Origin of the sequence: Sphingomonas silueang, assembly GCF_040049155.1 — a bacterium.
Taxonomy (GTDB): Bacteria; Pseudomonadota; Alphaproteobacteria; order Sphingomonadales; family Sphingomonadaceae; genus Sphingomonas; species Sphingomonas silueang.
In genome coordinates, this window is the sequence record NZ_JBDZDK010000008.1 from 54,150 (window position 1) to 76,533 (window position 22,384).

At 69.1% G+C, this 22,384-nt stretch carries 24 protein-coding genes; 12 read left to right on the forward strand and 12 right to left on the reverse strand.

Annotated features, from left to right (window positions below; genetic code table 11):
• Together ABLE43_RS09875 and ABLE43_RS09880 are read left to right on the forward strand one after the other, a co-directional pair.
• Positions 1–1,566 (forward strand): MDR family MFS transporter, encoded by a 1,566-nt coding sequence (locus ABLE43_RS09875; protein ID WP_348978329.1) that lies wholly within the window; start codon positions 1–3, stop codon positions 1,564–1,566.
• Entirely contained in the window at positions 1,566–2,996 is a 1,431-nt protein-coding gene (locus ABLE43_RS09880) for an efflux transporter outer membrane subunit (protein WP_348978330.1), read from the forward strand. Before ABLE43_RS09875 ends, ABLE43_RS09880 begins: the two co-directional genes overlap by 1 nt.
• Before the next feature lie 605 nt (positions 2,997–3,601).
• Here the strand turns inward: ABLE43_RS09880 and ABLE43_RS09885 are convergent.
• From ABLE43_RS09885 to ispH, 6 genes are all read right to left on the reverse strand, one after another.
• Positions 3,602–4,183 (reverse strand): TetR/AcrR family transcriptional regulator, encoded by a 582-nt coding sequence (locus ABLE43_RS09885; RefSeq protein ID WP_348978331.1) that lies wholly within the window; start codon positions 4,181–4,183, stop codon positions 3,602–3,604.
• A 254-nt stretch (positions 4,184–4,437) separates the two neighbouring features.
• Positions 4,438–6,237: a M2 family metallopeptidase gene (locus ABLE43_RS09890; protein WP_348978424.1), complete on the reverse strand. Its 1,800-nt coding sequence runs from the start codon at positions 6,235–6,237 to the stop codon at positions 4,438–4,440.
• Positions 6,238–6,429: 192 nt separating this feature from the next.
• Positions 6,430–7,095 (reverse strand): spermidine synthase family protein, encoded by a 666-nt coding sequence (locus tag ABLE43_RS09895; RefSeq protein WP_348978332.1) that lies wholly within the window; start codon positions 7,093–7,095, stop codon positions 6,430–6,432.
• A complete protein-coding gene (gene rnhA / locus ABLE43_RS09900) occupies positions 7,092–7,547 on the reverse strand; it encodes a ribonuclease HI (RefSeq protein ID WP_348978333.1) in 456 nt (151 codons plus the stop codon). The genes ABLE43_RS09895 and rnhA overlap by 4 nt, the downstream gene beginning before the upstream one ends.
• Entirely contained in the window at positions 7,544–8,497 is a 954-nt protein-coding gene (thrB, locus tag ABLE43_RS09905) for a homoserine kinase (RefSeq protein WP_348978334.1), read from the reverse strand. Before thrB ends, rnhA begins: the two co-directional genes overlap by 4 nt.
• The gene (gene ispH, locus ABLE43_RS09910; protein WP_348978335.1) at positions 8,497–9,450 is read right to left on the reverse strand and encodes a 4-hydroxy-3-methylbut-2-enyl diphosphate reductase; all 954 of its coding nucleotides are present in this window, start codon (positions 9,448–9,450) and stop codon (positions 8,497–8,499) included. Before ispH ends, thrB begins: the two co-directional genes overlap by 1 nt.
• Before the next feature lie 239 nt (positions 9,451–9,689).
• Between ispH and ABLE43_RS09915 the strand changes: the two genes are divergently transcribed.
• Entirely contained in the window at positions 9,690–10,340 is a 651-nt protein-coding gene (locus ABLE43_RS09915; RefSeq protein ID WP_348978336.1) for a hypothetical protein, read from the forward strand.
• A gap of 63 nt (positions 10,341–10,403) precedes the next feature.
• On the opposite strand, the gene ABLE43_RS09920 is transcribed toward ABLE43_RS09915, so the two are convergent.
• Genes ABLE43_RS09920 through mtaB form a run of 3 tightly spaced genes read right to left on the reverse strand, consistent with a single transcriptional unit; the run spans position 10,404 to position 13,173 of the window.
• Positions 10,404–11,039, reverse strand: a complete 636-nt coding sequence (locus ABLE43_RS09920; protein ID WP_348978337.1) for a septation protein A — start codon at positions 11,037–11,039, stop codon at positions 10,404–10,406.
• On the reverse strand, positions 11,036–11,965 hold the full coding sequence (ftsY, locus tag ABLE43_RS09925) for a signal recognition particle-docking protein FtsY (protein ID WP_348978338.1): 930 nt from the start codon (positions 11,963–11,965) through the stop codon (positions 11,036–11,038). Before ftsY ends, ABLE43_RS09920 begins: the two co-directional genes overlap by 4 nt.
• Complete coding sequence (mtaB, locus tag ABLE43_RS09930; protein ID WP_425475252.1) at positions 11,962–13,173, reverse strand: tRNA (N(6)-L-threonylcarbamoyladenosine(37)-C(2))-methylthiotransferase MtaB; 1,212 nt, start codon at positions 13,171–13,173, stop codon at positions 11,962–11,964. The genes ftsY and mtaB overlap by 4 nt, the downstream gene beginning before the upstream one ends.
• Before the next feature lie 22 nt (positions 13,174–13,195).
• Between mtaB and ABLE43_RS09935 the strand changes: the two genes are divergently transcribed.
• Complete coding sequence (locus tag ABLE43_RS09935; protein ID WP_348978340.1) at positions 13,196–13,774, forward strand: DUF924 family protein; 579 nt, start codon at positions 13,196–13,198, stop codon at positions 13,772–13,774.
• Here the strand turns inward: ABLE43_RS09935 and ABLE43_RS09940 are convergent.
• Positions 13,749–15,374 (reverse strand): putative bifunctional diguanylate cyclase/phosphodiesterase, encoded by a 1,626-nt coding sequence (locus ABLE43_RS09940; RefSeq protein ID WP_348978341.1) that lies wholly within the window; start codon positions 15,372–15,374, stop codon positions 13,749–13,751. The genes ABLE43_RS09935 and ABLE43_RS09940 overlap by 26 nt on opposite strands.
• A gap of 241 nt (positions 15,375–15,615) precedes the next feature.
• Between ABLE43_RS09940 and ffh the strand changes: the two genes are divergently transcribed.
• The 4 genes from ffh to rimM all read left to right on the forward strand — a co-directional run bounded on the left by ffh (position 15,616) and on the right by rimM (position 18,245).
• Positions 15,616–17,124: a signal recognition particle protein gene (ffh, locus tag ABLE43_RS09945; protein WP_348978342.1), complete on the forward strand. Its 1,509-nt coding sequence runs from the start codon at positions 15,616–15,618 to the stop codon at positions 17,122–17,124.
• Positions 17,125–17,172: 48 nt separating this feature from the next.
• Positions 17,173–17,541 (forward strand): 30S ribosomal protein S16, encoded by a 369-nt coding sequence (gene rpsP / locus ABLE43_RS09950; protein WP_348978343.1) that lies wholly within the window; start codon positions 17,173–17,175, stop codon positions 17,539–17,541.
• A gap of 97 nt (positions 17,542–17,638) precedes the next feature.
• A complete protein-coding gene (locus ABLE43_RS09955) occupies positions 17,639–17,761 on the forward strand; it encodes a hypothetical protein (RefSeq protein WP_348978344.1) in 123 nt (40 codons plus the stop codon).
• Positions 17,762–17,783: 22 nt separating this feature from the next.
• Positions 17,784–18,245, forward strand: coding sequence for a ribosome maturation factor RimM (gene rimM, locus ABLE43_RS09960; protein WP_348978345.1), 462 nt, complete (start codon positions 17,784–17,786; stop codon positions 18,243–18,245).
• Positions 18,246–18,427: 182 nt separating this feature from the next.
• Here the strand turns inward: rimM and ABLE43_RS09965 are convergent, their stop codons facing one another.
• On the reverse strand, positions 18,428–18,820 hold the full coding sequence (locus ABLE43_RS09965; RefSeq protein ID WP_348978346.1) for a BLUF domain-containing protein: 393 nt from the start codon (positions 18,818–18,820) through the stop codon (positions 18,428–18,430).
• Positions 18,821–18,887: 67 nt separating this feature from the next.
• Entirely contained in the window at positions 18,888–19,808 is a 921-nt protein-coding gene (locus ABLE43_RS09970) for an NAD(P)/FAD-dependent oxidoreductase (RefSeq protein WP_425475254.1), read from the reverse strand.
• Positions 19,809–19,889: 81 nt separating this feature from the next.
• On the opposite strand from ABLE43_RS09970, the gene trmD reads away from it, so the two are divergent.
• The 4 genes from trmD to ABLE43_RS09990 all read left to right on the forward strand — a co-directional run bounded on the left by trmD (position 19,890) and on the right by ABLE43_RS09990 (position 22,383).
• A complete protein-coding gene (gene trmD, locus ABLE43_RS09975) occupies positions 19,890–20,627 on the forward strand; it encodes a tRNA (guanosine(37)-N1)-methyltransferase TrmD (protein WP_348978347.1) in 738 nt (245 codons plus the stop codon).
• Positions 20,624–21,013, forward strand: coding sequence for a 50S ribosomal protein L19 (gene rplS / locus ABLE43_RS09980; protein WP_056497824.1), 390 nt, complete (start codon positions 20,624–20,626; stop codon positions 21,011–21,013). Before trmD ends, rplS begins: the two co-directional genes overlap by 4 nt.
• A gap of 132 nt (positions 21,014–21,145) precedes the next feature.
• Positions 21,146–21,403 (forward strand): DUF6440 family protein, encoded by a 258-nt coding sequence (locus ABLE43_RS09985; RefSeq protein WP_348978348.1) that lies wholly within the window; start codon positions 21,146–21,148, stop codon positions 21,401–21,403.
• Between the two features lie 104 nt (positions 21,404–21,507).
• Positions 21,508–22,383: an alpha/beta hydrolase gene (locus ABLE43_RS09990; protein ID WP_348978349.1), complete on the forward strand. Its 876-nt coding sequence runs from the start codon at positions 21,508–21,510 to the stop codon at positions 22,381–22,383.
• The last annotated feature ends 1 nt before the right edge of the window (position 22,384 follow it).

A 22,384-nucleotide genomic window follows, 5' to 3' on the forward strand; every position in this document is an offset into this window, starting at 1 on the left:
ATGGCCAGTGCGGCGATGACCCCGGCCGCTGCCGACGCGCCCCCCGAACGCGCCGACCTCGCCGCATGGCTGGCGGTCGCGGCAGGGACGCTCGGCGCGTTCATGGCGACGCTCGACATCTCGATCGTGAATTCGGCGCTGCCGACGATCCAGGGCGAGATCGGTGCGAGCGGGACCGAGGGGACATGGATCGCCACCGCCTATCTGGTCGCGGAGATCGTCGCCATCCCGATGGCGGCGTGGTTGCAGCGGCTGCTGGGCCTGCGCACCTTCCTGCTGGTCGCGGCGGGCATGTTCACCGCCTTTTCGGTCGTGTGCGGCGTCGCGACCACGCTGATGGTGATGGTGATCGGGCGCGTGGGGCAGGGGTTCTTCGGCGGGGTGATGATCCCCACCGCGCAGACGGTGATCGCCCAGCGCCTGCCGCCCGCGCAGCAGCCGATCGGCATCGCCGCCTTCGGCGTCACCGCGATCATGGGGCCGGTGCTGGGACCATTGATCGGCGGCTGGCTGACCGAGAACATCAGCTGGCACTATGCCTTCTTCCTCAACCTGCCGGTGTGCGCGATCCTCGCCACGCTGCTGCTGGTCGGGCTGCGCCATGAACCGGCGCGCTGGGAATATTTACGCGAGGCCGACTGGCGCGGCATCCTCGGCCTCACGCTGGGGCTGGGCGGCCTGACCGTGTTCCTCGAGGACGGGCAGCGCGAGCAATGGTTCGATTCGTCGCTCATCCGCTGGATGGCGTTCCTCACCGTCGTCGGCATCGGCTTCCTGTTCTGGGGGCAGGTCGCGGCGCGTCGTCCGATCATCAAGCTCAAGCTGCTGCTCGACCGGCAGTTCGGATCGGTCGCGGTCATGGGGCTGGTGCTCGGCGTCGTCCTCTACGGCACCAGCTATGTCATCCCGCAGTTCCTCGCCGCGCTCGCCGGATACAATGCGTTGCAGGCGGGCAAGGTTGTGCTGCTGTCGGGCATCCCCAGCGTGCTGCTGATGACGCTGGTGCCGGTGCTGCTCAAACGCATCGACATCCGCATCGCGGTGGGCAGCGGCCTCGCCATCATGGCCTTCGCCGCGCTGCTCGATGCGAACCTGACCGCGCAGTCGACCGGATCGGCCTTCACCGAATCGCAGCTGCTGCGCGGCGTCGGACAGATCCTCGCGATGCTGTTCCTCAGCCAGGCGGTGATCCGCTCGGTCCCCCCGGCGGACGCGGGCGATGCCTCCGGCCTGTTCGGCGCGGCGCGCAATCTCGGCGGCAGTCTCGCGCTCGCGGGCATCTCGATCCTTCAGGAACAGCGGGTGTGGCTCCATTCGCGCCGGATGGAGGAATCGATGAACGCCAACAGCCTCGCCGTGCAGGACTATCTGACCGGCCTGACCCGGACGGTCGGCGATGCGCAGGCCGGGCTGCGCCTGCTCGGGCAACAGGTGCAGGCGGAGGCGCTGACCATGGCCTATAACGACATCTTCTGGGTGATGGGGATGGTGACGCTGGCCGCGCTGCCGCTGATCCTGTTCCTCCGCCCGCTTCCGCAAGGCGCCGCCCCGGCGAGTGTGCATTGATGCGATCGATCCTGTCCCTCCTCCTCGCCGCGACCGCGCTTGCCGGTTGCACCGTCGGCCCCGACTATAAGGGTCCGCCCGTCAGCGCCTCGGACGCGGTGCAGCGCGGGCGCTTCGTCCGCGCCGATGCCGCCGCATCCGACGCGCCGGTCGTCGCCCGCTGGTGGGAGGGGATGGGCGACCCGCTGCTCACCCGCCTGATCGACGATGCGCTGGCGCACAGCCCGACGCTCGACCAGGCATCGGCCCGCATCCGCGAGGCGGAGGCCCGCTTCCGCCAGCAGCGCACCGCCGACCTGCCGTCGCTGAGCGCCAACGGCACCGTCCTCGGCGCGCGCATCCCCGGGCTCGATCTCGGGCAGGGCGGGGCGGGTTCCTCGGCGCAGTCGGTCGAGTTCTACAACGCCGGGCTGAACGCCTCGTGGGAGATCGACCTGTTCGGCGGCGGGCGGCGCGGCGTGCAGCAGGCGCGCGCCACCATCGGCGCGCGCGACGCCGACCTCGCCGATGCGCAGGTGTCGCTGTCCGCGCAGGTCGCGCAAGCCTATGTCACCCTGCGCGACCTTCAGGCGCGCATCCGGCTGAACGACCTGTCGGCCCGTGCCCAGACGCAGCAGCTCGCCCTGCTGCGCCAGCGCTTCGATCGCGGTGCCGCCTCGCGCCTCGACGTTGAGCGCGCGCAGGGGCAGCTGGAGAATACCACCGCGCAGACCATTCCGCTGGCCGCGCAGCGCGACGAGCAACTGGGCCTGCTCGCGATCCTGACCGGGCGGACGCCAGGCGCACTGGACGCTACGCTGGCGACGCCCGGCGCCGTCCCGCTGCCGCCGCGCGAAGTCGCGGTCGGCGATCCGGGCGCGCTGCTGTCGCGCCGCCCCGACATCCGCGCCGCCGAACGCCAGCTCGCCGCCGCCACCGCCGGGATCGGCGTGGCCAAGGCGAAGGAACTGCCCGGCATCCGCTTCCTCGGGCTGCTCGGCATCGGCGGGCCGTCGATCGGCGACGTGTTCGATCCGGGCAATCTGGTGGCATTGGGCGCGCCGTCGCTCAACTGGTCGTTCCTCGACTTCGGCCGGGCGAAGGCCGCGACCGCGGCGGCGCAGGCGCAGGCCGACCTTGCCGAGGCGACCTATCGCCAGACCGTGCTCGAAGCGTTGCAGGAGACGGAGACGGCGCTGTCCCGCTTCGGCAACGCCCGGTCGCAGCTCGGGCGGCTCATGCAGGCAGAAGCGACGGTGGAGCGCGCCGCGACGCTCAACCGGCAGCGCGTGACGGCGGGCACCGCGACGCTGATCGACCAGCTCGACGTGGAACGCCAACGCCTGTCGGCGGCGATCGCCGTGTCGCAGGCGCGGGCGGCGCTGGCGACCAGTTATGTCGGGGTGAACAAGGCGCTGGGGCTGGGGTGGAGCGCGGCGCAGGGACGGTAGCGTCGTGCCGGTCGTTGCCTGACCGGCGGATCGTGTGCGGGGCGCGGTTCGATCGGTGTGCCGGTGCATTGCGATGCTTGGCGAGCGCTATCGACAGCTGCAAAGGTCCGGCTTTGGTGGTTAGCGGACATTTTCGGCGGCAACTTCACGAACCCGAAACACCATCGGGCCAGCACGGCGCGCCACGCAGGTCACGAACGGGCGCATGGGCGAAGGTCGAGAAACTGCGACAGACCAACTATGGTCCATGTCCGCGTCCGTAATTTTCAGGTCCCTCGCACCACATGCGAGGAGACTCACAGCTATGTCGCCGTTCGGAGTGTCGGCGGGTACCTTCCAATTTTGCCCTTTGAAAAGCCTGTCGGTGCCCGCTGGAATCGGCCCGGGATCATCGAAGAGAAGCAACTGACGTTCGGGCGAAGGAGGCTGTCGGGCCTGCTCGCCACACCCCGAAAGCACAAGCAGGAGCACCCACGTCGGACGATGTACTGTCATGGTGATCGTAGCATGGCCCCAGCGGCGAATGTCCGCAACTGGGCGCTTTCAGACGTTCCGGAACCCAACTTCCCGCTATCACCAGCAAACTTCCGCCGCCACACCGACCCTCAACGCGGTCGCAATCCGTCCAGTATCAGCCGCAGCGCCGCCCCGATCAGCTCGCCTACCTCGTCCTCGGTAAAGAACGACCGCAGCAGCCCCCCGACCATCCGGAACGACAGCGCCACGTCATGCGCGCTCACCCCGACCGCCAGTTCGCCGCGGGCATGGGCGGCAGCGACCACCGGGGCCAGCGCCGCCTCCATCCGTGCGCCCAGCGCCATGAACGCCGCGCGATTGTCGCCGTCGGCCAGCAGTTCGGACGAGATGCGCCCGAACAGCGTCAGCGTCGGCGCGCCCTCGCGCAGGATGCGCTCGAACGTCGCCTCGAACGGTTGCGCGGGGTCGAGCGACGCCGCCATCCGCTCGATCTCGCGCGAGAAGATGGCGAGCGCCAGCGCCTCGCGGTCCCGGAAGTTGCGGTACAGCGTGCCGCGCCCCACGCCCGCGCGCGCCGCCACCGCCTCGAACGGCACGCGGTATCCCTCCTCGCGGAAGCACGCCGCCGCCGCCTCGATCAGCGCCTCGCGCCGCGCGGCGGCATCGCTGCGCAACGTGCGCTCGGCGGGAAGGGTATCGGCAGTCGTCATCGCATCGGCGGTAAAGCGCTATCCCCGCAAAGGAAAGCGCCGGGGGCTGTCCTGCAGGGCAGCGCCTGTGGCAGAACCCGTGCGGCTCTTTGGACAGGTCTGCTTGCACCTGACGCGCAGGATGCTGCGCCGACCCCGCGCCGTTCGTGTCGAGGGAAGTCGAGACACCTTGCGCACCGCCTGCGGCACGTCCCTCGACTTCGCTCGAGACGAACGGCTGGGGAAGATTGCCGGCCGCCAACTTCGGCAGCCCCCTACCAGCCGCTCGGCTGCCCCTTGTTCTGCGCGTCGAGCCACTTCTTGAGCGGTGCGAAATATTCGACCATCGCCTTGCCCGACATCTGCCGGCTGCCGGTGAACGCCTGCAACGCATCGGGCCACGGCCTGGACGCGCCCATCTCCAGCATCGCGTTGAGCCGCGCGCCGACCTGCTTGTTCCCGAAGAACGAGCAGCGGTGCAGCGGCCCCTTCCATCCGGCCTGGTCGCATGCCGCCTTGTAGAACTGGAACTGGAGGATGCGGGCGAGGAAATAGCGCATGTACGGCGTCGATGCCGGGATGTGATACTTCGCCCCCGGATCGAACTTGCTCTCGTCGCGCGCCACCGGCGCCTTGATCCCCTGATAGTCGAGTCGCAGCTTGTCCCACGCCTTCTGATAATCCCCCGGCGCGATCTGCCCGGAGAACACGCCCCAGCGCCACTTGTCCATCAACAGGCCGAAGGGGAGGAACGCCACCTTGTCCATCGCCTGGCGCAGCAGCAGCCCGGTATCCTTGCTGGCATCGGGCACTTGCCGGCGGTCGAGCAGGCCGATGCTGACCAGATAGTCGGGCGTGATCGACAGCGCGACGAAATCGCCGATCGCCTCGTGGAAGCCGTCGTTCGCGCCGTTCAGGTACAGATACGGCTGGTTCTTGTACGCGCGCTGATAATAGTTGTGGCCCAGTTCGTGGTGGATCGTCACGAAGTCGTCCGAATTGACCTTCGTACACATCTTGATGCGGATATCGTCCTTGTTGTCGATATCCCACGCCGATGCGTGGCAGATCACCTCGCGGTCGGCGGGCTTCACGATCTGCGAGCGTTCCCAGAAGGTCTGCGGCAGCGGCTGGAAGCCGAGCGAGGAATAGAAGCCCTCGCCGGTCCGGACCATCTTCACCGGGTCATAGTTCCTGGCCTTCAGCAGGTCGCCGATCTCATATCCCAGATCGCCCGAACCGGGCGGGGCGACGATGTCGTAGATGCCGCCCCATTCCTGCGCCCACATGTTGCCGAGCAGGTCGGCGCGGATCGGCCCGGTCTTGGGCTGCACCGCATCGCCGTATTTGGCGTTCAGCTTCGCGCGGACATAGGTGTGCAGCGCCTTGTACAGCGGCTCCACCTCGCCCCACAGTTGGTCGGTCAGCCTGGCGAAATCGTCGGCGGGCATGTCGTATCCCGACCGCCACATCGCGCCGGTGTCCCGGAACCCCAGTTCCTTCGAGCCTTCGTTGGCGATGGTGACGAGCCGCTGGTAATCCTTGCGCATCGGCGCGCCGACATTGTCGTGCCAGCTGACCCACATCTCCTTGAGCTTCGCCGGATCGCGGGTGGTGCCCATCGCCGCCTCGATATCCGATCCGTTGATCGGCTGGCCGTCGAGCGTGCCCTTGCCCTTGCCGTAGGACGACGACAGTCTGGTCGAGATGTTCGACAGTTCCGCCGCCGCGCCGGGCGTGGTCGGGGCGGGCAGGACGATCGCGGACTTCAGGATATACAGCTTGCGCGCAGTATCAGGCGACAGGCCGCGGATGCCGTCGAACTTCGCGGCCTCCAGCGCGTATTTGACCGCCATCTCGGTACCGATCGCGCCAGACGTGGCGGCCAGCGCGTCGGTATCCTCGGTGATATAGGTCGCGTTGACCCATGCGATCCGCTGCGCATCGACCGAATAGTCGCCCAGCGCCTTCTCCGCCTCCCCGACGAAGCGGTCGGCGTCGGCCGGTGTGGGGGCCTGCTGCGCCAGCGCCGGGGTGGCGAGCAGCAGGGCGAGGGCGGATACGGCGGTACGCAGGGTCAAGGGCGGCGATCCTCGGAACAGGGACAAGTATCGCGCGAAACTGCTACCGGCGGGGCGGGGTCGTCAAGCCGTGGCATATGGTGCGCTTCCCCAACCGTTCGTGTCGAGCGCAGGCGAGACACCTCGCGCAGCCGGTGCGGCACGTCCCTCGACTGCGCTCGGGACGAACGGCATTGCGTGGCCTCCCTACCGCCGCGCCGCCAGCCAGATCACATGCCGCGCGCCCTTGGTCCCGCGCGCCCGCACCACCTGTTCATCCACCGCATAGCCGGTATCGCGCAACCGCCTGGTGAACGCCGGATCGGCATAGGCGGACCAGATCGCCAGCACGCCGTGCAGCCTGAGACCCGCCCTGGCGATGCGCAGCCCGCGTTCCGAATACAGCTTGTCGTTGCCCGCATGGGTGAGGCCGTCGGGGCCGTTGTCCACGTCGAGCAGGATCGCGTCCCACCCGCCGTTGCCGATCGCCAGCGCCACGTCGCCCAGCGCGATCGATACCCGCGGATCGTCGAGGCACCCGTCGAAGATAGCGCTAAGCGGCCCGCGCGCCCATTCGACGATCCTGGGCACCAGTTCGGCCACCACGATTTCGGCGTCCGCAGGCAGGATCTTCAGCGCGCGGCGCAGGGTGAAGCCCATGCCGAGCCCGCCGATCAGCACCCGCGCCTTCGCCTTGCCGGTCAGATGCGCGCAGCCGAGATCGGCCAGCGCCTCCTCCGAGGCCGACATGCGGCTGCTCATCAGCTCGTTGCGGTCGAGCACGATCATGAAGTCGTCGCCGCGTTGGACGAGGCGCAGTTCCACATCGTCGCCCGGCACCTGCGCGGTATCGATCAGGACGCGCGGGATCATCGCTGGGCCACCGCGGCGTCGCTCGCCAGCTTGTCGGCGCGTTCGTTGTCGGGGTGGCCCGCATGGCCCTTCACCCACACCCATTCGATGCGGTGGGGTTTGGCGGCGGCGAGCAGTGCCTGCCACAGCTCGGCGTTCTTGACCGGCTGTTTCGCGGCGGTCTTCCAGCCGTTCTTCTGCCAGCCCTTGATCCACTTGGTCAGGCCGTCCATCACATAGCGGCTGTCGGTCGACAGGACGACGCGGCACGGGCGCTTCAAGGCGTTCAGCCCTTCGATCGCCGCCAGCAATTCCATGCGGTTGTTGGTCGTCACCGGCTCGCCGCCCGACAGTTCGCGCTCGCGCCCGTCGGCGGCGCGCAGCACCGCGCCCCAGCCGCCCGGACCCGGATTGCCCTTGCACGCGCCGTCGGTCGCGATCTCGACGCGGGGGAGTTCGGGGGCGTCGCTCATGCGAACGCCGCCGGATTGGCTTCGTACCATTCGAGCCGCCGCAGATAGGCGAGCGGGTCCTTGCGCACCACCAGCGCATCGGGCGGGGTGTTGATCCAGTCCCACGCGCGTGTCAGCAGGAACCGCAGGCACGCCCCCTGCGCCAGCAGCGGCAGCGCGGCGACCTCCGCATCGGACAGCGCGGCACGGGTGCGGTATCCCGCCAGCAACGCCTGCCCGATCGCCGGGTCCAGCGGCGTCCCCTTCGCATCGAAGCTCCATGCCGAATGGGTGATCGCCACGTCATAGGCGCGGACGTCGGTGCAGGCGAAATAGAAGTCGATCAGTCCCGTCACCCGGTCGCCCAGCATCAGCACATTGTCGGGGAACAGATCGGCGTGGATCGCGCCCACGGGCAGGTCGGCGGGCCATGCCGCGACCACCCGGTCGAGCGCCGAGCCGACGCGGGCACGCAGCCCGGTCCCGATCGTGTCGAGTTGCGCCGCGCAATCGGCGTACAGCTTCGGCCACGCTGCGACGCCCATCGAATTGGCGCGGGTCGGCGCGAAACCGGTCAGGGCGGCATGCATCGCGCCCAGCGCCGCGCCGGCGGCCTGCGCCTGCGCCGGGGTGGGGTCGCTCACCGACACGCCGGTCAGGAACTCGATGAGGCAGGCGGGGCGGCCCTCCAGCGTCTGGATCACGCGGCCCGACCGGTCGGGCAGCGCGCGCGGCACCGGATTGCCTGCGTCGGCCAACGCATCGGTCATCGCGAAGAAGAACGGCAGGTCGGCAAGGTCGACCCGCTTCTCGTACAGCGTCAGGATGAACCGCCCGGTCGTCGTCTCGACCAGATAGTTGCTGTTCTCCACCCCTTCGGCGATGCCCTTGGCGGAGATCAGGTCGCCATGGTCATAACCGGACAGGAAGCGCGCGAGCGCCTCCGCCGACACCTGCGTATAGACGGCCATCAGGCGGCTTCCAGCCCCTTCGGCAGCTTGAAGGCGATCGTCTCGCGCGTCATCTCGACCTCGCGCTCGGATACGTCGTAGCGCTCGCCGATGCGCGCCACCAGCTCGCGCACCAGCACCTCCGGCGCGGAGGCTCCGGCGGTGATGCCGAGCGTGCCGACGCCCGCCAGCCAGTCGAAGTCGAGATCGGCGGCGCGCTGGATCAGCCGGGCGCGCGTGCCCTCGCGCTCCGCCACCTCGACCAGCCGGACCGAGTTGGACGAATTGGGCGCGCCGATCACCAGCACCATGTCGCAGCTCTGCGCGATCGCCTTGACCGCCGCCTGCCGGTTCGACGTGGCATAGCAGATGTCGTCGGCGCGCGGCGCGACGATCGTCGGGAAGCGGGCGATCGTCGCCTCGACGATGGCGCGGGTGTCGTCCACCGACAGCGTGGTCTGCGTCAGGAAGGCGAGGTTGTCGGGATCGGCGGGGGTGAGGTTCGCGACGTCCTCGACCGTTTCGATCAGGGTCATCTGCCCCTCGGGCACCTGACCGAAGGTGCCGATGACCTCCGGATGTCCGGCATGGCCGACGAACAGGATGTGGCGGCCCGAGGCGACGAGCCGCTCCGCCTGGCGATGCACCTTGGACACCAGCGGGCAGGTGGCGTCGAGATATTCGAGGCCGCGGGTGGCAGCGGCGGCGGGTACCGACTTGGGCACGCCATGCGCGGAGAAGACGACCGGCACGCCGTCGGGCACCTGGTCCAGTTCCTCGACGAACACCGCGCCCTTGGCCCGGAGCGAATCGACCACGAACTTGTTGTGGACGATCTCGTGCCGGACATAGACCGGCGCGCCGTGCTTGCGGATCGCCAGCTCGACGATCTGGATGGCGCGATCGACGCCGGCGCAGAAACCGCGCGGGGCCGCGATCAGCAGTTCGATGACGGGGCGGGTGGGTTCGCTCATGGTGCAAGCGCTTACAGCTTGTTTGGGGGCAGGCCAAGCCGTGGTCGGCGGTAGCGGCCCGCTCCACCGCCCGGCCACCCATTCAGGATATTTGCGTGGGTGGCCGGGTGGGGGAGCGGGCCGGTGCCGCCATCCCAATAACGACTCGATTGCTTGCACGCGCGAAAGCCGGTTCCTATGAAGCGGGCTGTTCAGGAGGCGCGGCACCGCCGCACCCGTGCATAAGGTATGTGTAACCCGTGACCCTCCGTCGCTCCGCCGCCACCCTTCTCGTCGCCACGCTCGCCCTCGGGGCGTGCAAGCGGTCGGGCGAGATCGACACCTCGCAGGGGGTCGGCATCTCGGCGGTGCGTTCCGCCTGTCCGGTGGCGGGCGTGCCCGCGGGCACCGGCGACATCACCCTGTTCGATCCGCCCGCCAGCCGCGATGCGCGCGCGATCGACGTGGTGGCGACGCTGACCAACGTCCGCGCCAATTGCGTCGAGGGGGCGGACACGATCACCAGCACGCTGACCTTCGACGTGCAGGCGCGCCGCACCAACGCGACCGAGGCGCGCAGCGTCACGCTGCCCTATTTCATCACCGTCGTGCGCGGCGGCACGCAGGTGGTGTCGAAGCGGGTGGCACAGGTCACGCTGAACTTCGCGCCCGGCGCGGTGCGCGCACAGGCGCAGGGACAGGGGACCGCGATCGTCGACCGCGCCGCCGCCACGCTGCCGCAGGAAACCCGCGACCAGATCAACCGCCGCCGCCGCCCGGGGGATCAGGACGCGGCGGTCGATCCGCTGTCCGATCCGGCGGTGCGGCAGGCGGTGCTCGCCGCCACGTTCGAGGCGATGGTCGGCTTCCAGCTGACCGACGAGCAGCTGCGCTACAACGTCACGCGGTAGAGGCCGCGCCGAACGGACGATGCCGTACCCCCGCGCAGGCGGGAGTACGCTATTCAATATCCGTCAATCCGCCGGCGGCAGCGGCGCGTCCTTTTCCAGTTGCAGTCCGTGGCGCAGCAGCATCGGGATGTTCGCGCCCGCAAAGATCAGCGTCAGCGGCACCGCGCCCCACAGCTTGAACCCGACCCAGAAGTCCCAGGTCGAGTGCCGCCACACGACCTCGTTCAGCACCGCCATGCAGGCGAAGAACGCCGCCCAGTTGATCGTCAGCTTGCGCCAGCCGGTGGCGCTCAGCCCCGGATAGGCGGTCTCCAGCATCTGCTGGAGAAGGGGGCGCCCGGTCAGCAATCCGAAGGTCAGGATCGCCGAGAACATCGCATAGACGATCGTCGGCTTCATCTTGATGAAGGTGTCGTCGCGGAAATACAGCGTCAGCGCGCCGAACACGATGACGAGGCCCGCCGACAGCCACAGCATCGGCGAGACATGGCCGGTCTTCCACTTCGACACGATGATCGAGATCAGGCTGGCGATCATGAACGCGGTGCTGGCGATCACGACCTGCGCCAGCGAATCGACCATGTCGGGCAGCGACAGCTTCGACGCCAGCAGGTTCGCGACGAAGAACACCGCCAGCGGGCCGTAGTCGAGCGCCATGCGGAACAGCGGCGATGCCGGGGGTTTCGGAGCCGTCGTCATTTGCGCACCCGTTCCACGCCCGCGATGATGCGGGATACTTCGTTGGCGTCGAACCCGCGCAGGTCGTCCGCCGTCTCGCCCACGCCGATCGCATGGATCGGCAGGCCGAACTTCTCCGCCGCCGCCACCAGCACGCCGCCGCGCGCGGTGCCGTCCAGCTTGGTCATGACGAGGCCGGTGACGCCCGCCGTTTCCTTGAACACCTCGATCTGGTTGAGCGCGTTCTGGCCGGTGGTGGCGTCGAGCACCAGCACCACGTCGTGCGGCGCGGCGGGGTTGAGGCGGCCGAGCACGCGGCGGACCTTGGCCAGTTCGTCCATCAGCTCGCGCTTGTTCTGCAACCGCCCGGCGGTGTCGACGATCAGCACGTCGATGCCGGTCGCCGTCGCCTGCTTCACCGCTTCATAGACGATGCCCGCCGCGTCGCCGCCCTCGGCCCCGCTGACGATCGGCACGCCGATCCGCTCGGCCCAGGTTCTGAGCTGGCCGATCGCGGCGGCGCGGAAGGTGTCGCCCGCCGCCAGCATGACGCCGTAATCCTGTTCGACCAGCGTCTTGGCCAGCTTGGCGATGGTGGTCGTCTTGCCCGAGCCGTTGACGCCGATCACCAGAATAACCTGCGGCCGGGGGAATGCCTCGATCTCCAGCGGCTTGGCCACCGGGGCCAGCACCTTCTCGATCTCCTCGGCCACGACGAGGCGGACGCCCAGTTCCTCCATGTTGCGCTCATACTGCCCGTCGGCGAGGCGACGGCGCACCCGCGCGGCGGTGGCGGGGCCGAGGTCGGACGCGATCAGCGCCTCCTCGATCTCGTCGAGCGTCGCGTCGTCCAGCCGCGCGGCCGACAGGCCGACGAGGTTGCCGGTCAACCGGTCCGACGTCTTCTTCAATCCGCCGAGCAGGCGTTCATGCCAGGACAGGCTCATAGGGGCATTCCGATCAAGCGATCGCCTTCGACTTGGGTGATCCGCACGGGCACGATCGCGCCGGGCGGGGAGGGGGGTAAGGTCACGTCGGCGAAGCCGGGCGTATGCCCGCGCGTGCCGGGGCGTTCGACCAGCACGTCGGCGATCGCGCCGACCTGCGCCTGCAACCAGCGTGTCCGTCGTGCGGCGGCGGCGGCGCGGAGTGCTTCAGCGCGCGCCTTCGCGACCGGTGGCGGCACCTGCGGCATCCGCGCGGCGGGGGTGCGGGCGCGCGGGCTGTAGGGGAAGACATGGGCGTGGACGATATCGCAATCGTCGATCAGCGCACGGCTGTTCGCGGCCATGCCCTCATCCTCGGTCGGGAAGCCCGCGATCAGGTCCGCGCCGATCGCGATGTCTCCGCGCGCCGCCTTCAGCCGCGCGACCAGCCGCACGGCATCGACGCGGCTATGGCGGCGGCGCATCCGCTTCAGGACCATGTCGTCGCCCGCCTGGAACGACAGATGGGCATGCGGCATCACCCGCGCCTCCTGCGTGACACAGGCGAACAGCGCCGGATCGATCGCCGCCGGATCGAGCGACGACAGCCGCAGCCGCCGCAGCGAGGTGCGCGCGAGGATCGCTTCGACCAGCGTGCCGAGCGGCGGCTGTTCGGCAAGGTCATGGCCGTAGCTCGACAGGTCGACCCCGGTCAGCACGACCTCGCCATGCCCGCCCGCGACCAGCGCCGCGACCTGCGCGACCACCGCGTCCACGCTCGCCGAGCGCGAGGGGCCGCGCCCCCCGGGAATGGCGCAGAAGGTGCAGCCATGGTCGCAGCCGTTCTGGACCTCGACGAACGCCCGCGTCTGGCCTGCGAAGGCGTCCGACAGTTGCGGCGCGGTGTCGAGGACGCGGGCGATCTCGCGGACGACCACCGGCTCGGTCGACGCCCATGCGGCGGGGTTCAGCTTGTCCGAATTGCCGATCACCCGGTCGACCTCGGGCATCGCCGCGAACGCCGCCGGATCGATCTGCGCGGCACAGCCGGTGACGATCAGCTCCGCCCCCGGTCGATCGCGCCGCGCCCGGCGGATCGCGCGTCGGGTGCTGGCCACCGCATCGTTGGTCACGGCGCAACTGTTGACGACTACCGCGTCGCGCCCCGCCAGCAGCCCGCGGATCGCATCGCTCTCGGCGATGTTCAGCCGACAGCCGAGCGTTATCATGGTGGGACCAACGGAGGATGGCATGGGCGACGACTTAGGGACAGCGGCACGCGAAGTCCACGCGGCAGCATGCGAAGTGCTCGACTTCTGGTTCGACGAGGTCGGGCCGGACCGGCATTTCGCCAAGGACGACGCGCTCGACCGGACGATCGCCGAACGGTTCGGTGCCTTGCGCGACGCGGTGCTGGCGAGCGAGGCGGCGGACTGGCGGGGCGATGCGCGGCACCTGCTCGCCGCCGTCATCCTGCTCGACCAGTTCTCGCGCAACATCCACCGGGGCAGCGCGGAAGCGTTCGCCGCCGATCCGCTGGCGCTCGAGCTCGCGCTGGTCGGCATCGCACGCGGCGACGACCGGGGCTGGCCGTCGCTGGAGCGCTCGTTCCTGTACATGCCGCTGATGCATAGCGAGGATGCGGGCGTGGCGCGCTTCTCGCTGCGCTGTTTCGAGGCGCTGGGCAATCCGACCAATCTGAAGTTCGCGCGCGATCATGCGGCGGTCATCGCCCGCTACGGTCGCTATCCGTCGCGCAACGCCGCGCTCGGGCGGGTGTCGACCGAGGCGGAGGCGGCGTATCTCAGCCGGCCAGACGCCGGCTGGTAAGACACGGCACGTCCGGGTCGGTCCCGCCGCGCAGCAACCCGCGCGCGCCGAGCATCCGCCGGGTGTCGGCGACCGGCGCGGGGCGACCGAAGGCCCAGCCCTGCCCCTTGATGCAGCCGAGCGCCGCCAGCCGCTCGGCGATCAGCCCGTTCTCCACCCCTTCCGCCACGACCGGCAGGTTCAGGCTGTCGCCGAGACCGATGATCGCCTTCACGATCGCCGCCGAATCGGCATTGTCGAGCAGCGATAGGACGAAGCTCCGGTCGATCTTGATCCGGTCGAACGGCAGTGCGCGCAGGTGGGCGAGGCTGGAATAGCCGGTCCCGAAATCGTCCAGCGCCACGCGCACGCCCTGGTTCTTCAGGCTGCCGATGATCGACTGGGCGAGCGGCAGATTGTCGAACAGCGCGCTTTCGGTGATCTCCACCTCCAGCCGGTTGGGCGCGAAGCCTGCCTCGATCGTCGCCTTGATGATCTTCTGCGCGAACCATGCGTCGCGCAGTTGCACCGGCGAGACGTTGATCGACAGCGACAGCCCCGGATCCCAGTCGCGCGCGGCGACGAACGCCTGCCGCATGACCGACAGCGACAGGTCGCCGATCAGCCCGGCTTCCTCGGCGATCGGAATGAAGCGGTCGGGCGGCACCTCGCCCAGCACCGGATGCGTCCAGCGCGCCAGCACCTCGAACCCGGTCAGTCGCCCGCTGGACAGTTCGACCTGCGGCTCGAACCACGGCACCACCTGTCCGGCGGGGATCGCGTGGCGCAGTCCGCTCTCCAGCGCGTTGCGGTCGTTCAGCGCGCGTTCCATCGCCGGATCGAACCAGGCGTGGCGGTTGCGTCCGGCCTTCTTGGCGGAAATCATCGCGATGTCGGCGGCGCGGAGCAGCGGGTCGATCGCGCCGCCGTCGCGGTCGGACCGGGCGATGCCGATCGAACAGGTGATCTGGCAGCGCAGGCCGTCGACCTCGACCGGTTGCGCCAGCGCCGTCTTCAGCCGCGCCACGACGCCTTCGACCATGCCGGGACAGGCGGCATCGAACGCGAAGGCGCAGGCGAATTCGTCCCCGCCGAACCGGGCGGTCAGCGCGGCGGGCGGCATCGCCCCCGCGACCGCGATGGCGATGTTGCGCAATACCGCATCGCCCGCGGCATGGCCGTGCATGTCGTTGATCGCCTTGAAATGGTCGAGATCGACGATCAGCAGCGCCACCGCATCGCCGCGTCGCGCGGCGAAGCGCAGCAATCCGGCCCCGGCGTCGTGCAGGCTGCGCCGGTTGAGGAAACCGGTCAGCGGATCGCGCGCGGTGAGCTGTCGCGCCCGTTCCTCGGCGGCGGTGCGTACCGCGACTTCCGCAATCAGCGCGCGATGCCGTGCCCATGCGAACGCCATCAGCGCCACGTTGCACAGCAGCGCGACGATCAGCCCCGCCTCGACCGGGGGACCGTCGCCGAAACGCCACGCCATGGTTCGCGCCACGATGGCACCGCCGATCCCGACGAACAGCAGCAGCGCGACCCCGCCGAGCGCGACCGCCCGGCGCCGCCGTTGCTCGGGCGCGGGCGCATCGGCGGCGATGCTGGGGCGATCGGGTTCCATCGTGCCGCCACGATGCGCCCGACCCGTATAGAAGTTGTTAATATGCATTATGGAAGCACGAAATTGTGGCGGAGCGACCGCGCCCTTGTGCCGTCATCCGCCTTCTGCTATCCGCCCCCGATCGTTTCCCCAGGGAATCGTTTGAGCACAGCCGCCCATGGGCGACGCCGGCCGACGAGGTTTCGTCCGCCGGCGTGTTTTGCTTGAGCGTTTTTCGGGGCGCAAAATTGGAGTCGTCCGCGTGTTCGAGAGTCTGAGTGACCGGCTGGGAGGGGTGTTCGATCGCCTGCGCGGTCGCGGCGCGCTGACCGAGGGCGATGTGCGGACGGCGATGCGCGAAGTCCGCGTCGCGCTGCTCGAGGCCGATGTGGCGCTGCCCGTCGCGCGCCAGTTCGTCGACAAGGCGACCGAGGCGGCGGTGGGCCAGAACGTGCTGCGTTCGATCACGCCGGGGCAGCAGGTCGTCAAGATCGTGCACGACGCGCTGGTCGACATGCTCGGGCCGGATACCGCCGAGCTGGAGATCGACGTCACCCCGCCCGCCGTCGTCATGCTGGTCGGTCTGCAAGGCTCGGGCAAGACGACCACCACCGCCAAGCTCGCCAGGCTGCTGTCGAAGCGCGAGGGCAAGAAGGTGCTGATGGCGTCGCTCGACGTCAACCGCCCGGCGGCGCAGGAACAGCTGGCGGTGCTGGGCACCCAGGTCGAGGTGGCGACCCTGCCGATCGTCGCGGGGCAGCAGCCGGTCGATATCGCGCGGCGCGCGCTGCAATCGGCGAAGTTGCAGGGCTATGACGTCGTCATGCTCGACACCGCGGGCCGCCTGCACGTCGATCAGGCGCTGATGGACGAGATGAAGGCGGTGTCCGACATCGCCCGTCCCAACGAGACGCTGCTGGTCGTCGACTCGCTGACCGGGCAGGACGCGGTCAACGTCGCGCAGAATTTCTCGGATCAGGTGCCGTTGACCGGCGTGATCCTGACCCGCATGGACGGCGACGCGCGCGGCGGTGCCGCGCTCTCGATGCGCGCCGTCACCGGCAAGCCGATCAAGTTTGCGGGCACCGGCGAAAAGCTCGACGCGATCGAGCCGTTCCACCCGAAGCGCGTGGCGGGCCGCATCCTCGGCATGGGCGACGTGGTGTCGCTGGTCGAGAAGGCGGCGCAGTCGATCGAGGCCGAGGATGCCGAGCGCATGGCCGGTCGCCTCGCCAAGGGGCAGTTCGACCTGAACGACCTGCGCGGGCAACTGGCGCAGATGCGGCGCATGGGCGGCCTCGGCGCGCTCGCCGGCATGATTCCGGGCATGAAGAAGGCGCAGGCGGCGATGGCGTCGGGCGCGATGGACGAAAAGATCCTGCTGCGCATGGACGCGATGATCACGTCGATGACCGCGAAGGAACGCGCCAAGCCCGAACTCATCAACGCCAAGCGCAAGATCCGGATCGCCAAGGGCTCCGGCACCACGGTGCAGGACGTCAACAAGCTGCTGAAGATGCATCAGGAGATGCAGACGGCGATGAAGAAGCTCAAGAAGATGGGCGGAATCAAGGGCATGATGGCGATGCTGGGCAAGGGCGGTCCCGGCGGCGGGCTGGGCGGCATCGGCAATGCGCTGGGCGGCCCGGGTCTTGGCGACCTGCTCGGCAAGGCGGGGGGCGAGATGCCCGGCCTGCCGGGTCTGGGCGGGAAGGGCGGCGGCATGCCGCAGCTGCCCCCCGGTTTCGAGAACCTCATCAAGAAGAAGTAACCGCCGGTCGGGAACCGGCTTACACGAACCAACGAAGGAAGAAGAACAATGGCACTCAGCATCCGTCTGTCGCGTGGCGGCTCGAAGAAGCGTCCCTACTACCGCATCGTCGTCGCCGACGCGCGCAGCCCGCGCGACGGCCGCTTCATCGAGAAGATCGGCACCTACAACCCGCTGCTGGGCAAGGAAGACGAGAAGCGCGTCGTGCTCGACGCCGAGCGTGCGACCCACTGGCTGGGCGTCGGCGCGCAGCCGACCGACCGCGTCGCGCGCTTCCTCGACAAGGCGGGCGTGAAGGAGCGGGCCGCCCGCAACAACCCGAACAAGGGCAAGCCGGGCGAGAAGGCCGTCGAGCGCGCCGAGGAGCGTGCCGAAAAGGCCAAGGCCGCCGAAGAAGCCGCCAACGCCGAAGCATAAGGGGCTTCGTCCCGCGTCCGCCCCATGTGGGCGGACGCGGGCAGCCTTTGGTCGCGCCTGCGCGTTACGCCCTGTCCCGTGACAGGAGCATCGCCGCATGACCGACCCCGAACAGCAGCCCGCCCATGACGAAGACGCCACCAACCAGGGCCGATCGGCGGAAGACCCCGCCGAAGGCCGCGACGACGCCCCCGAAGGCGACGCCGGTTCCCCCGAATGACGCAGGGAGCGGCGGGCGCCGGGTGGTGCTCGCCGCCATCGCGGGCGCGCACGGCCTGACCGGCGAGGTGCGGCTCAAGCTGTTCACCGACGACCTAGCCGCCTATTCGCGGCTCAACGGTGGCGCGCTGACGCTACAGGCGGTGCGCCCGGCGACCAACGGCGTGATCGGCCGGTTCCGTGAGATCACCGACCGGACCAAGGCGGAGGCGATGCGCGGCACCGAATTGTGGATCGGTCGCGACGAACTGCCCCCGCTGGGGGAGGGCGAATATTACCACGCCGACCTGCTCGGCCTGCCTGCGATATCGACCGACGGCGAGGCGCTGGGACAGGTGGTGGCGATCGACGATTTCGGCGCGGGCGACGTGATCGAGATCGAACGCCCGACCGGCAAGCGCTTCATGGTGCCGATGCAGCCGCATGCGGTGCCGGAATGGGACCACGAACGGCTGGTGGTCGCGGCGATCTTCGCGGTCGATTAGGACCGATCGACCTGCAGCGATACGCATCGATTCCCGTCATTCCCGCGCAGGCGGGAATCCATAACCGCTGACGTTTCGACCGGATTCGCGACGCTGGCGCATACGGGCTCCCGCCTGCGCACGAGTGACGGCAGGAAAATGGAGCGGTTTTCCTGCTTCGGCGAGCGGAAGGTCGATCGGGCCTACCCCTCCGCGCACAGCGCCGTGAAGGCGTCGCGGATATCCCCCGGCGCATCCGCCAGCCGCCGGGCCAGCCGCCCGCGCAATCCGGCATCGGTGCAATCCGGGCCGTGCTCCATGCTCCAATAGCCGAATTCGCGCGTCCCGACCGGTCGGTCGGACAATATCCGCACGTCGTGATGTCGCGGATCGGCGGCGATCCGGGCATAGGTTTCGGCCACGCTGTCTTCCGGCCCCTCCAGCACCTGGAGAAAGCGCCCGCCATGCACCCACAACAGTCCGGTGATCCCGTCCACCGCATTGTTGTGGCGCGACTGCTGGAGGATCGCGTCGGTATCCGCCTGTCCGGCGCTGGTGCTCGTGTACAGGATCTGACGCAGGGACTCGGTGCTCACCGCGATCGGATACGATGCATACCCGGACCGATCAAGGGCGTCGGCCGTCGCGCCTGCGCCAAGCGCGCTACCGCCGCAGCGGACGGCGCTCCGCCAGCAGGTTGCGGATCGTGGTGGCCGCGACGCCTGCCTCGCCCATCGCATGGCTGATCTGGTCGAGGCCCTTCACCACATCCCCCGCCGCGAACAGGCCGGGGACGGTGGTGCGCTGGTGATCGTCGACCTCGAGGCAGCCGTCCGCGCTCGCCGCCGCGCCTGCCGCGACCGCGAGGTCGGAGCGGATGCGCGAGCCGAGCGCGGGATATACGCTGTCGAACGCCAGCTCGCCGTCCGCGGTGCGCACGACGAACCGGTCGCCGTCGATGCGATAGTCGCCGCAGGGGCCATCGACCCGCACCACCCCCGCATCGTCGAGCGCCGCGCGGCAGGCATCGTCGAGGTCGTGGTCGCTGTCGGGCGCGATCAGCGTCACGTCGGCGGTATAGCCGCGCAGGAACAGCGCCTCGCGCATGCCGTGGTCGCTGGTCCCGATCACACCGACCCGCTTGTCGGTCACTTCATAGCCGTCGCAGATCGGGCAGTAGCGCAGCAGCCCCCGCGCCAGTGCCGCGTCGTGCGTCGCATCGTCCAGCTTGCGCGGACGGTGGTTCACGACCCCGGTCGCCAGCAGCACGGTGCGCCCGGGCGTGGTCCCGCGATCGGTGCGGACGACGAAGCCTTCGCCGTCGCGTTCGATCGCGGTGACAGTCGACGGTTCGCAGGTCGCGCCGTAGAGGCGCGCCTGCTCGTGCATTCGCGCCAGCAGGTCGGGACCGGAGATACCGCCGGGGAAGCCCGCATGGTTGTGCGTGCGCGGGATCATCGCCGCCCGGCTCGACCCGCAATCGAACAGCCGTACCGACAGGTGGAAGCGCGCGAGATAGATGGCGGCGGTCAGCCCGGCCGGGCCTGCGCCGATGATGATGCAGTCCGCCGCTTCGTCCATCATTTCCATCCGTCGATATCGATAGGGGCGCAAATGGCGCGCGCCGCCTTTCGTTCCGCGGGCGTTGCTGGCAGGGGAGCGGGCATGAGTTTCGCCGCCACCGTCCTGACGCTGTACCCCGAGATGTTCCCCGGCCCGCTGGGGCTGTCGCTGGCGGGCCGTGCGCTGCGCGAGGGGCGCTGGTCGCTCGATGCGGTGCAGATCCGCGACTTCGCGACCGACAAGCATCGCTCGGTCGACGATACGCCCGCAGGCGGCGGCGCGGGCATGGTGCTGCGCGCCGACGTGCTCGCCGCCGCGCTCGACAGCGTGGCGCCGGGCAGGCCGGTGCTGGCGATGACCCCGCGGGGGCCGCAACTGACCCAGCAGCGGGTGCGCGCGCTGGCGGAGGGGCCGGGCGCGGTGATCCTGTGCGGCCGGTTCGAGGGGTTCGACGAACGTCTGTTCGAGGCGCGCGCGATCGAACCGGTGGCGATCGGCGATTACGTGCTGTCGGGCGGCGAAATGGGGGCGCTGGTACTGCTGGATGCTTGCGTTCGGCTGCTTCCCGGCGTAATGGGCGCGGCTTCGAGCGGTATCGAAGAGAGCTTTGAAAGCGGCCTCCTCGAATATCCTCAATATACCCGACCCTATGACTGGGAAGGGCGTGTGATCCCCGAGGTGTTGCGGTCGGGGGATCATGCGCGGATCGCGGCGTGGCGCAAGGCACGTTCGGAATCCGATACCCGGCTATGGCGGCCGGACCTGTGGGAGCGTCATGTCGATGCTCGGGTCCAGTCGCCCTCTGGCGCGCACAGAAAAGACGAAGGTCAGAAGCAATGAACCTCCTCCAGACGCTCGAAGCGGAACAGATCGCCAAGTTCCTCGAATCGAAGTCGATCCCCGAATTCCGCGCCGGTGACACCCTCAAGGTCGGCGTGAAGGTCGTCGAAGGCGAGCGGACCCGCGTGCAGAATTATGAAGGCGTGTGCATCGCCCGCTCGAACGCGGGCATGGGCTCGTCGTTCACCGTCCGCAAGATGAGCTTCGGCGAGGGCGTCGAGCGCGTCTTCCCGCTCTACTCGCCGAACATCGATTCGATCGAGGTCGTGCGCCGCGGCGTCGTGCGTCGCGCGAAGCTCTATTATCTGCGCGGCCGCACCGGCAAGTCGGCGCGTATCGCCGAACGCCGCGATCCGCGCCCGGCGAAGGCGACCGCCGCCGAGTAATCGTGCGACGGGCCGCTGTCGACCGACGAAAGGGGCGTGGCGACTGCGGTCGCCGCGCCCTTTTTGCGTTCGGCTTGGCACCCGGGCGGGCGGGCGGTAGGATCGACGGGCGATGGATGCGGGGGAACGGATATGCGGACGATGATGGCGGCGGCGTGCCTGGTGGGTGCGGCAGTGCTGGGCGGCTGCGACCGGTCGGAATCGCCCGACGATGCCGATGCGACCAACGCCGCCACCGCCGAGGGCAGGATCGGTTCGGGCCGTGCCAGGGGGACGGTCCGCGTCTGGCGCGATCCGGAGACGGGATGCCAGTATCTGGTGTGGCAACGCGGCTCGCGCGGCAGCATGACGCCGCGGGTGAAGCCGGACGGTCTGCCGATGTGTGGCTAGGGCGCGGTGGCCAATGGCCGCCGCGCCTTATTTCATGCTATGCGCTCCTCGATCGGCCGCTACGGCGTCGTAGCTGCGGGTCCGCCGAAGGAGGTGGGGGCGTAATGGTATGGGTTCCCGATCGAGCCAGGGCTTTGCGTGGTCCTGAAGCCATTGCCATGGTTGCGGCGGTCCTGGGCGCCGTCGTTGCGTACCCCGCGTCGGGCCAGATGTTCCGCGACCAGATATATCGTCCGCCGACGCATCGCCTCGACATGACGAACCTTCCTGCGGAAGCGGACACCATCCGCGTCAGGGCGGCGGATGGAACCGAACTGACCGGAATCGAAGTGCGAGGTCGCAGCGACCGTCCGCTGATTCTTCTTTTCCATGGAAACGGAAGCGGCGCGGACGAAGCCGTGCGGTGGTTCGCACCCCTGGCGCAGCGTGGCTATGGTATCATCGCCGCGGAATATCGGGGATATTCGGGCAACCCGGGCACGCCCGGGGAAGCCGGAATCGCGCAGGATGCCGACGCATTCTATGCCTTCGCCAAGGCCCGGTCGCAGCGCAGGCCGGTTCTGGTCGTCGGCCACAGCCTTGGCGGCGGGGTGGCATTCGGGCTGGCGATGCGGCAGCGGCTCGACGCCCTGATAACGATCGGCACATTTACCCGCCTCAGGGCGATGGCTCCCCGGATCGCGCGTGCCTTCATTGCGGATCGCTACGACAATCTGGCCGCGGTCGCGGCGCTCGACGAACCGTATTTCCTGCTGCATGGGACCGTGGACGATGTCGTCCCCCCGGCGATGGCGAATGAATTGCACAATGCGGCGGTACACAGCCGCAAACAGGGGGCATCATTCGCCTTGTCGGGCGCGGATCATCATCCGGACGGCGCGTTGGTCGCAGACATCATCGACCTGCTGACGGCGCAGTCAAGGGGACTCAGTCCGCCACCGCTCCCGCCATCGGTGAAGACCTACCCGTTCGGCGGCTGAC

Coding starts and splice junctions, on each gene's coding strand:
- ABLE43_RS09895 (WP_348978332.1), bottom strand. CDS start 7,095: ATGATCCCGCGCGTCCTGATCGATACCGCGCAGGTGCCGGGCGACGAT.
- ABLE43_RS09940 (WP_348978341.1), bottom strand. CDS start 15,374: ATGGAACCCGATCGCCCCAGCATCGCCGCCGATGCGCCCGCGCCCGAG.
- ABLE43_RS09970 (WP_425475254.1), bottom strand. CDS start 19,808: ATGATGGACGAAGCGGCGGACTGCATCATCATCGGCGCAGGCCCGGCC.
- rplS (WP_056497824.1), top strand. CDS start 20,624: ATGAACCTCCTCCAGACGCTCGAAGCGGAACAGATCGCCAAGTTCCTC.
- ftsY (WP_348978338.1), bottom strand. CDS start 11,965: ATGAGCCTGTCCTGGCATGAACGCCTGCTCGGCGGATTGAAGAAGACG.
- rnhA (WP_348978333.1), bottom strand. CDS start 7,547: ATGAGCGACGCCCCCGAACTCCCCCGCGTCGAGATCGCGACCGACGGC.
- mtaB (WP_425475252.1), bottom strand. CDS start 13,173: ATGATAACGCTCGGCTGTCGGCTGAACATCGCCGAGAGCGATGCGATC.
- ABLE43_RS09880 (WP_348978330.1), top strand. CDS start 1,566: ATGCGATCGATCCTGTCCCTCCTCCTCGCCGCGACCGCGCTTGCCGGT.
- ABLE43_RS09985 (WP_348978348.1), top strand. CDS start 21,146: ATGCGGACGATGATGGCGGCGGCGTGCCTGGTGGGTGCGGCAGTGCTG.
- trmD (WP_348978347.1), top strand. CDS start 19,890: ATGAGTTTCGCCGCCACCGTCCTGACGCTGTACCCCGAGATGTTCCCC.
- ABLE43_RS09875 (WP_348978329.1), top strand. CDS start 1: ATGGCCAGTGCGGCGATGACCCCGGCCGCTGCCGACGCGCCCCCCGAA.
- ABLE43_RS09955 (WP_348978344.1), top strand. CDS start 17,639: ATGACCGACCCCGAACAGCAGCCCGCCCATGACGAAGACGCCACCAAC.
- ABLE43_RS09885 (WP_348978331.1), bottom strand. CDS start 4,183: ATGACGACTGCCGATACCCTTCCCGCCGAGCGCACGTTGCGCAGCGAT.
- ABLE43_RS09935 (WP_348978340.1), top strand. CDS start 13,196: ATGGGCGACGACTTAGGGACAGCGGCACGCGAAGTCCACGCGGCAGCA.
- ABLE43_RS09990 (WP_348978349.1), top strand. CDS start 21,508: ATGGTATGGGTTCCCGATCGAGCCAGGGCTTTGCGTGGTCCTGAAGCC.
- thrB (WP_348978334.1), bottom strand. CDS start 8,497: ATGGCCGTCTATACGCAGGTGTCGGCGGAGGCGCTCGCGCGCTTCCTG.
- ispH (WP_348978335.1), bottom strand. CDS start 9,450: ATGAGCGAACCCACCCGCCCCGTCATCGAACTGCTGATCGCGGCCCCG.
- ABLE43_RS09920 (WP_348978337.1), bottom strand. CDS start 11,039: ATGACGACGGCTCCGAAACCCCCGGCATCGCCGCTGTTCCGCATGGCG.
- rpsP (WP_348978343.1), top strand. CDS start 17,173: ATGGCACTCAGCATCCGTCTGTCGCGTGGCGGCTCGAAGAAGCGTCCC.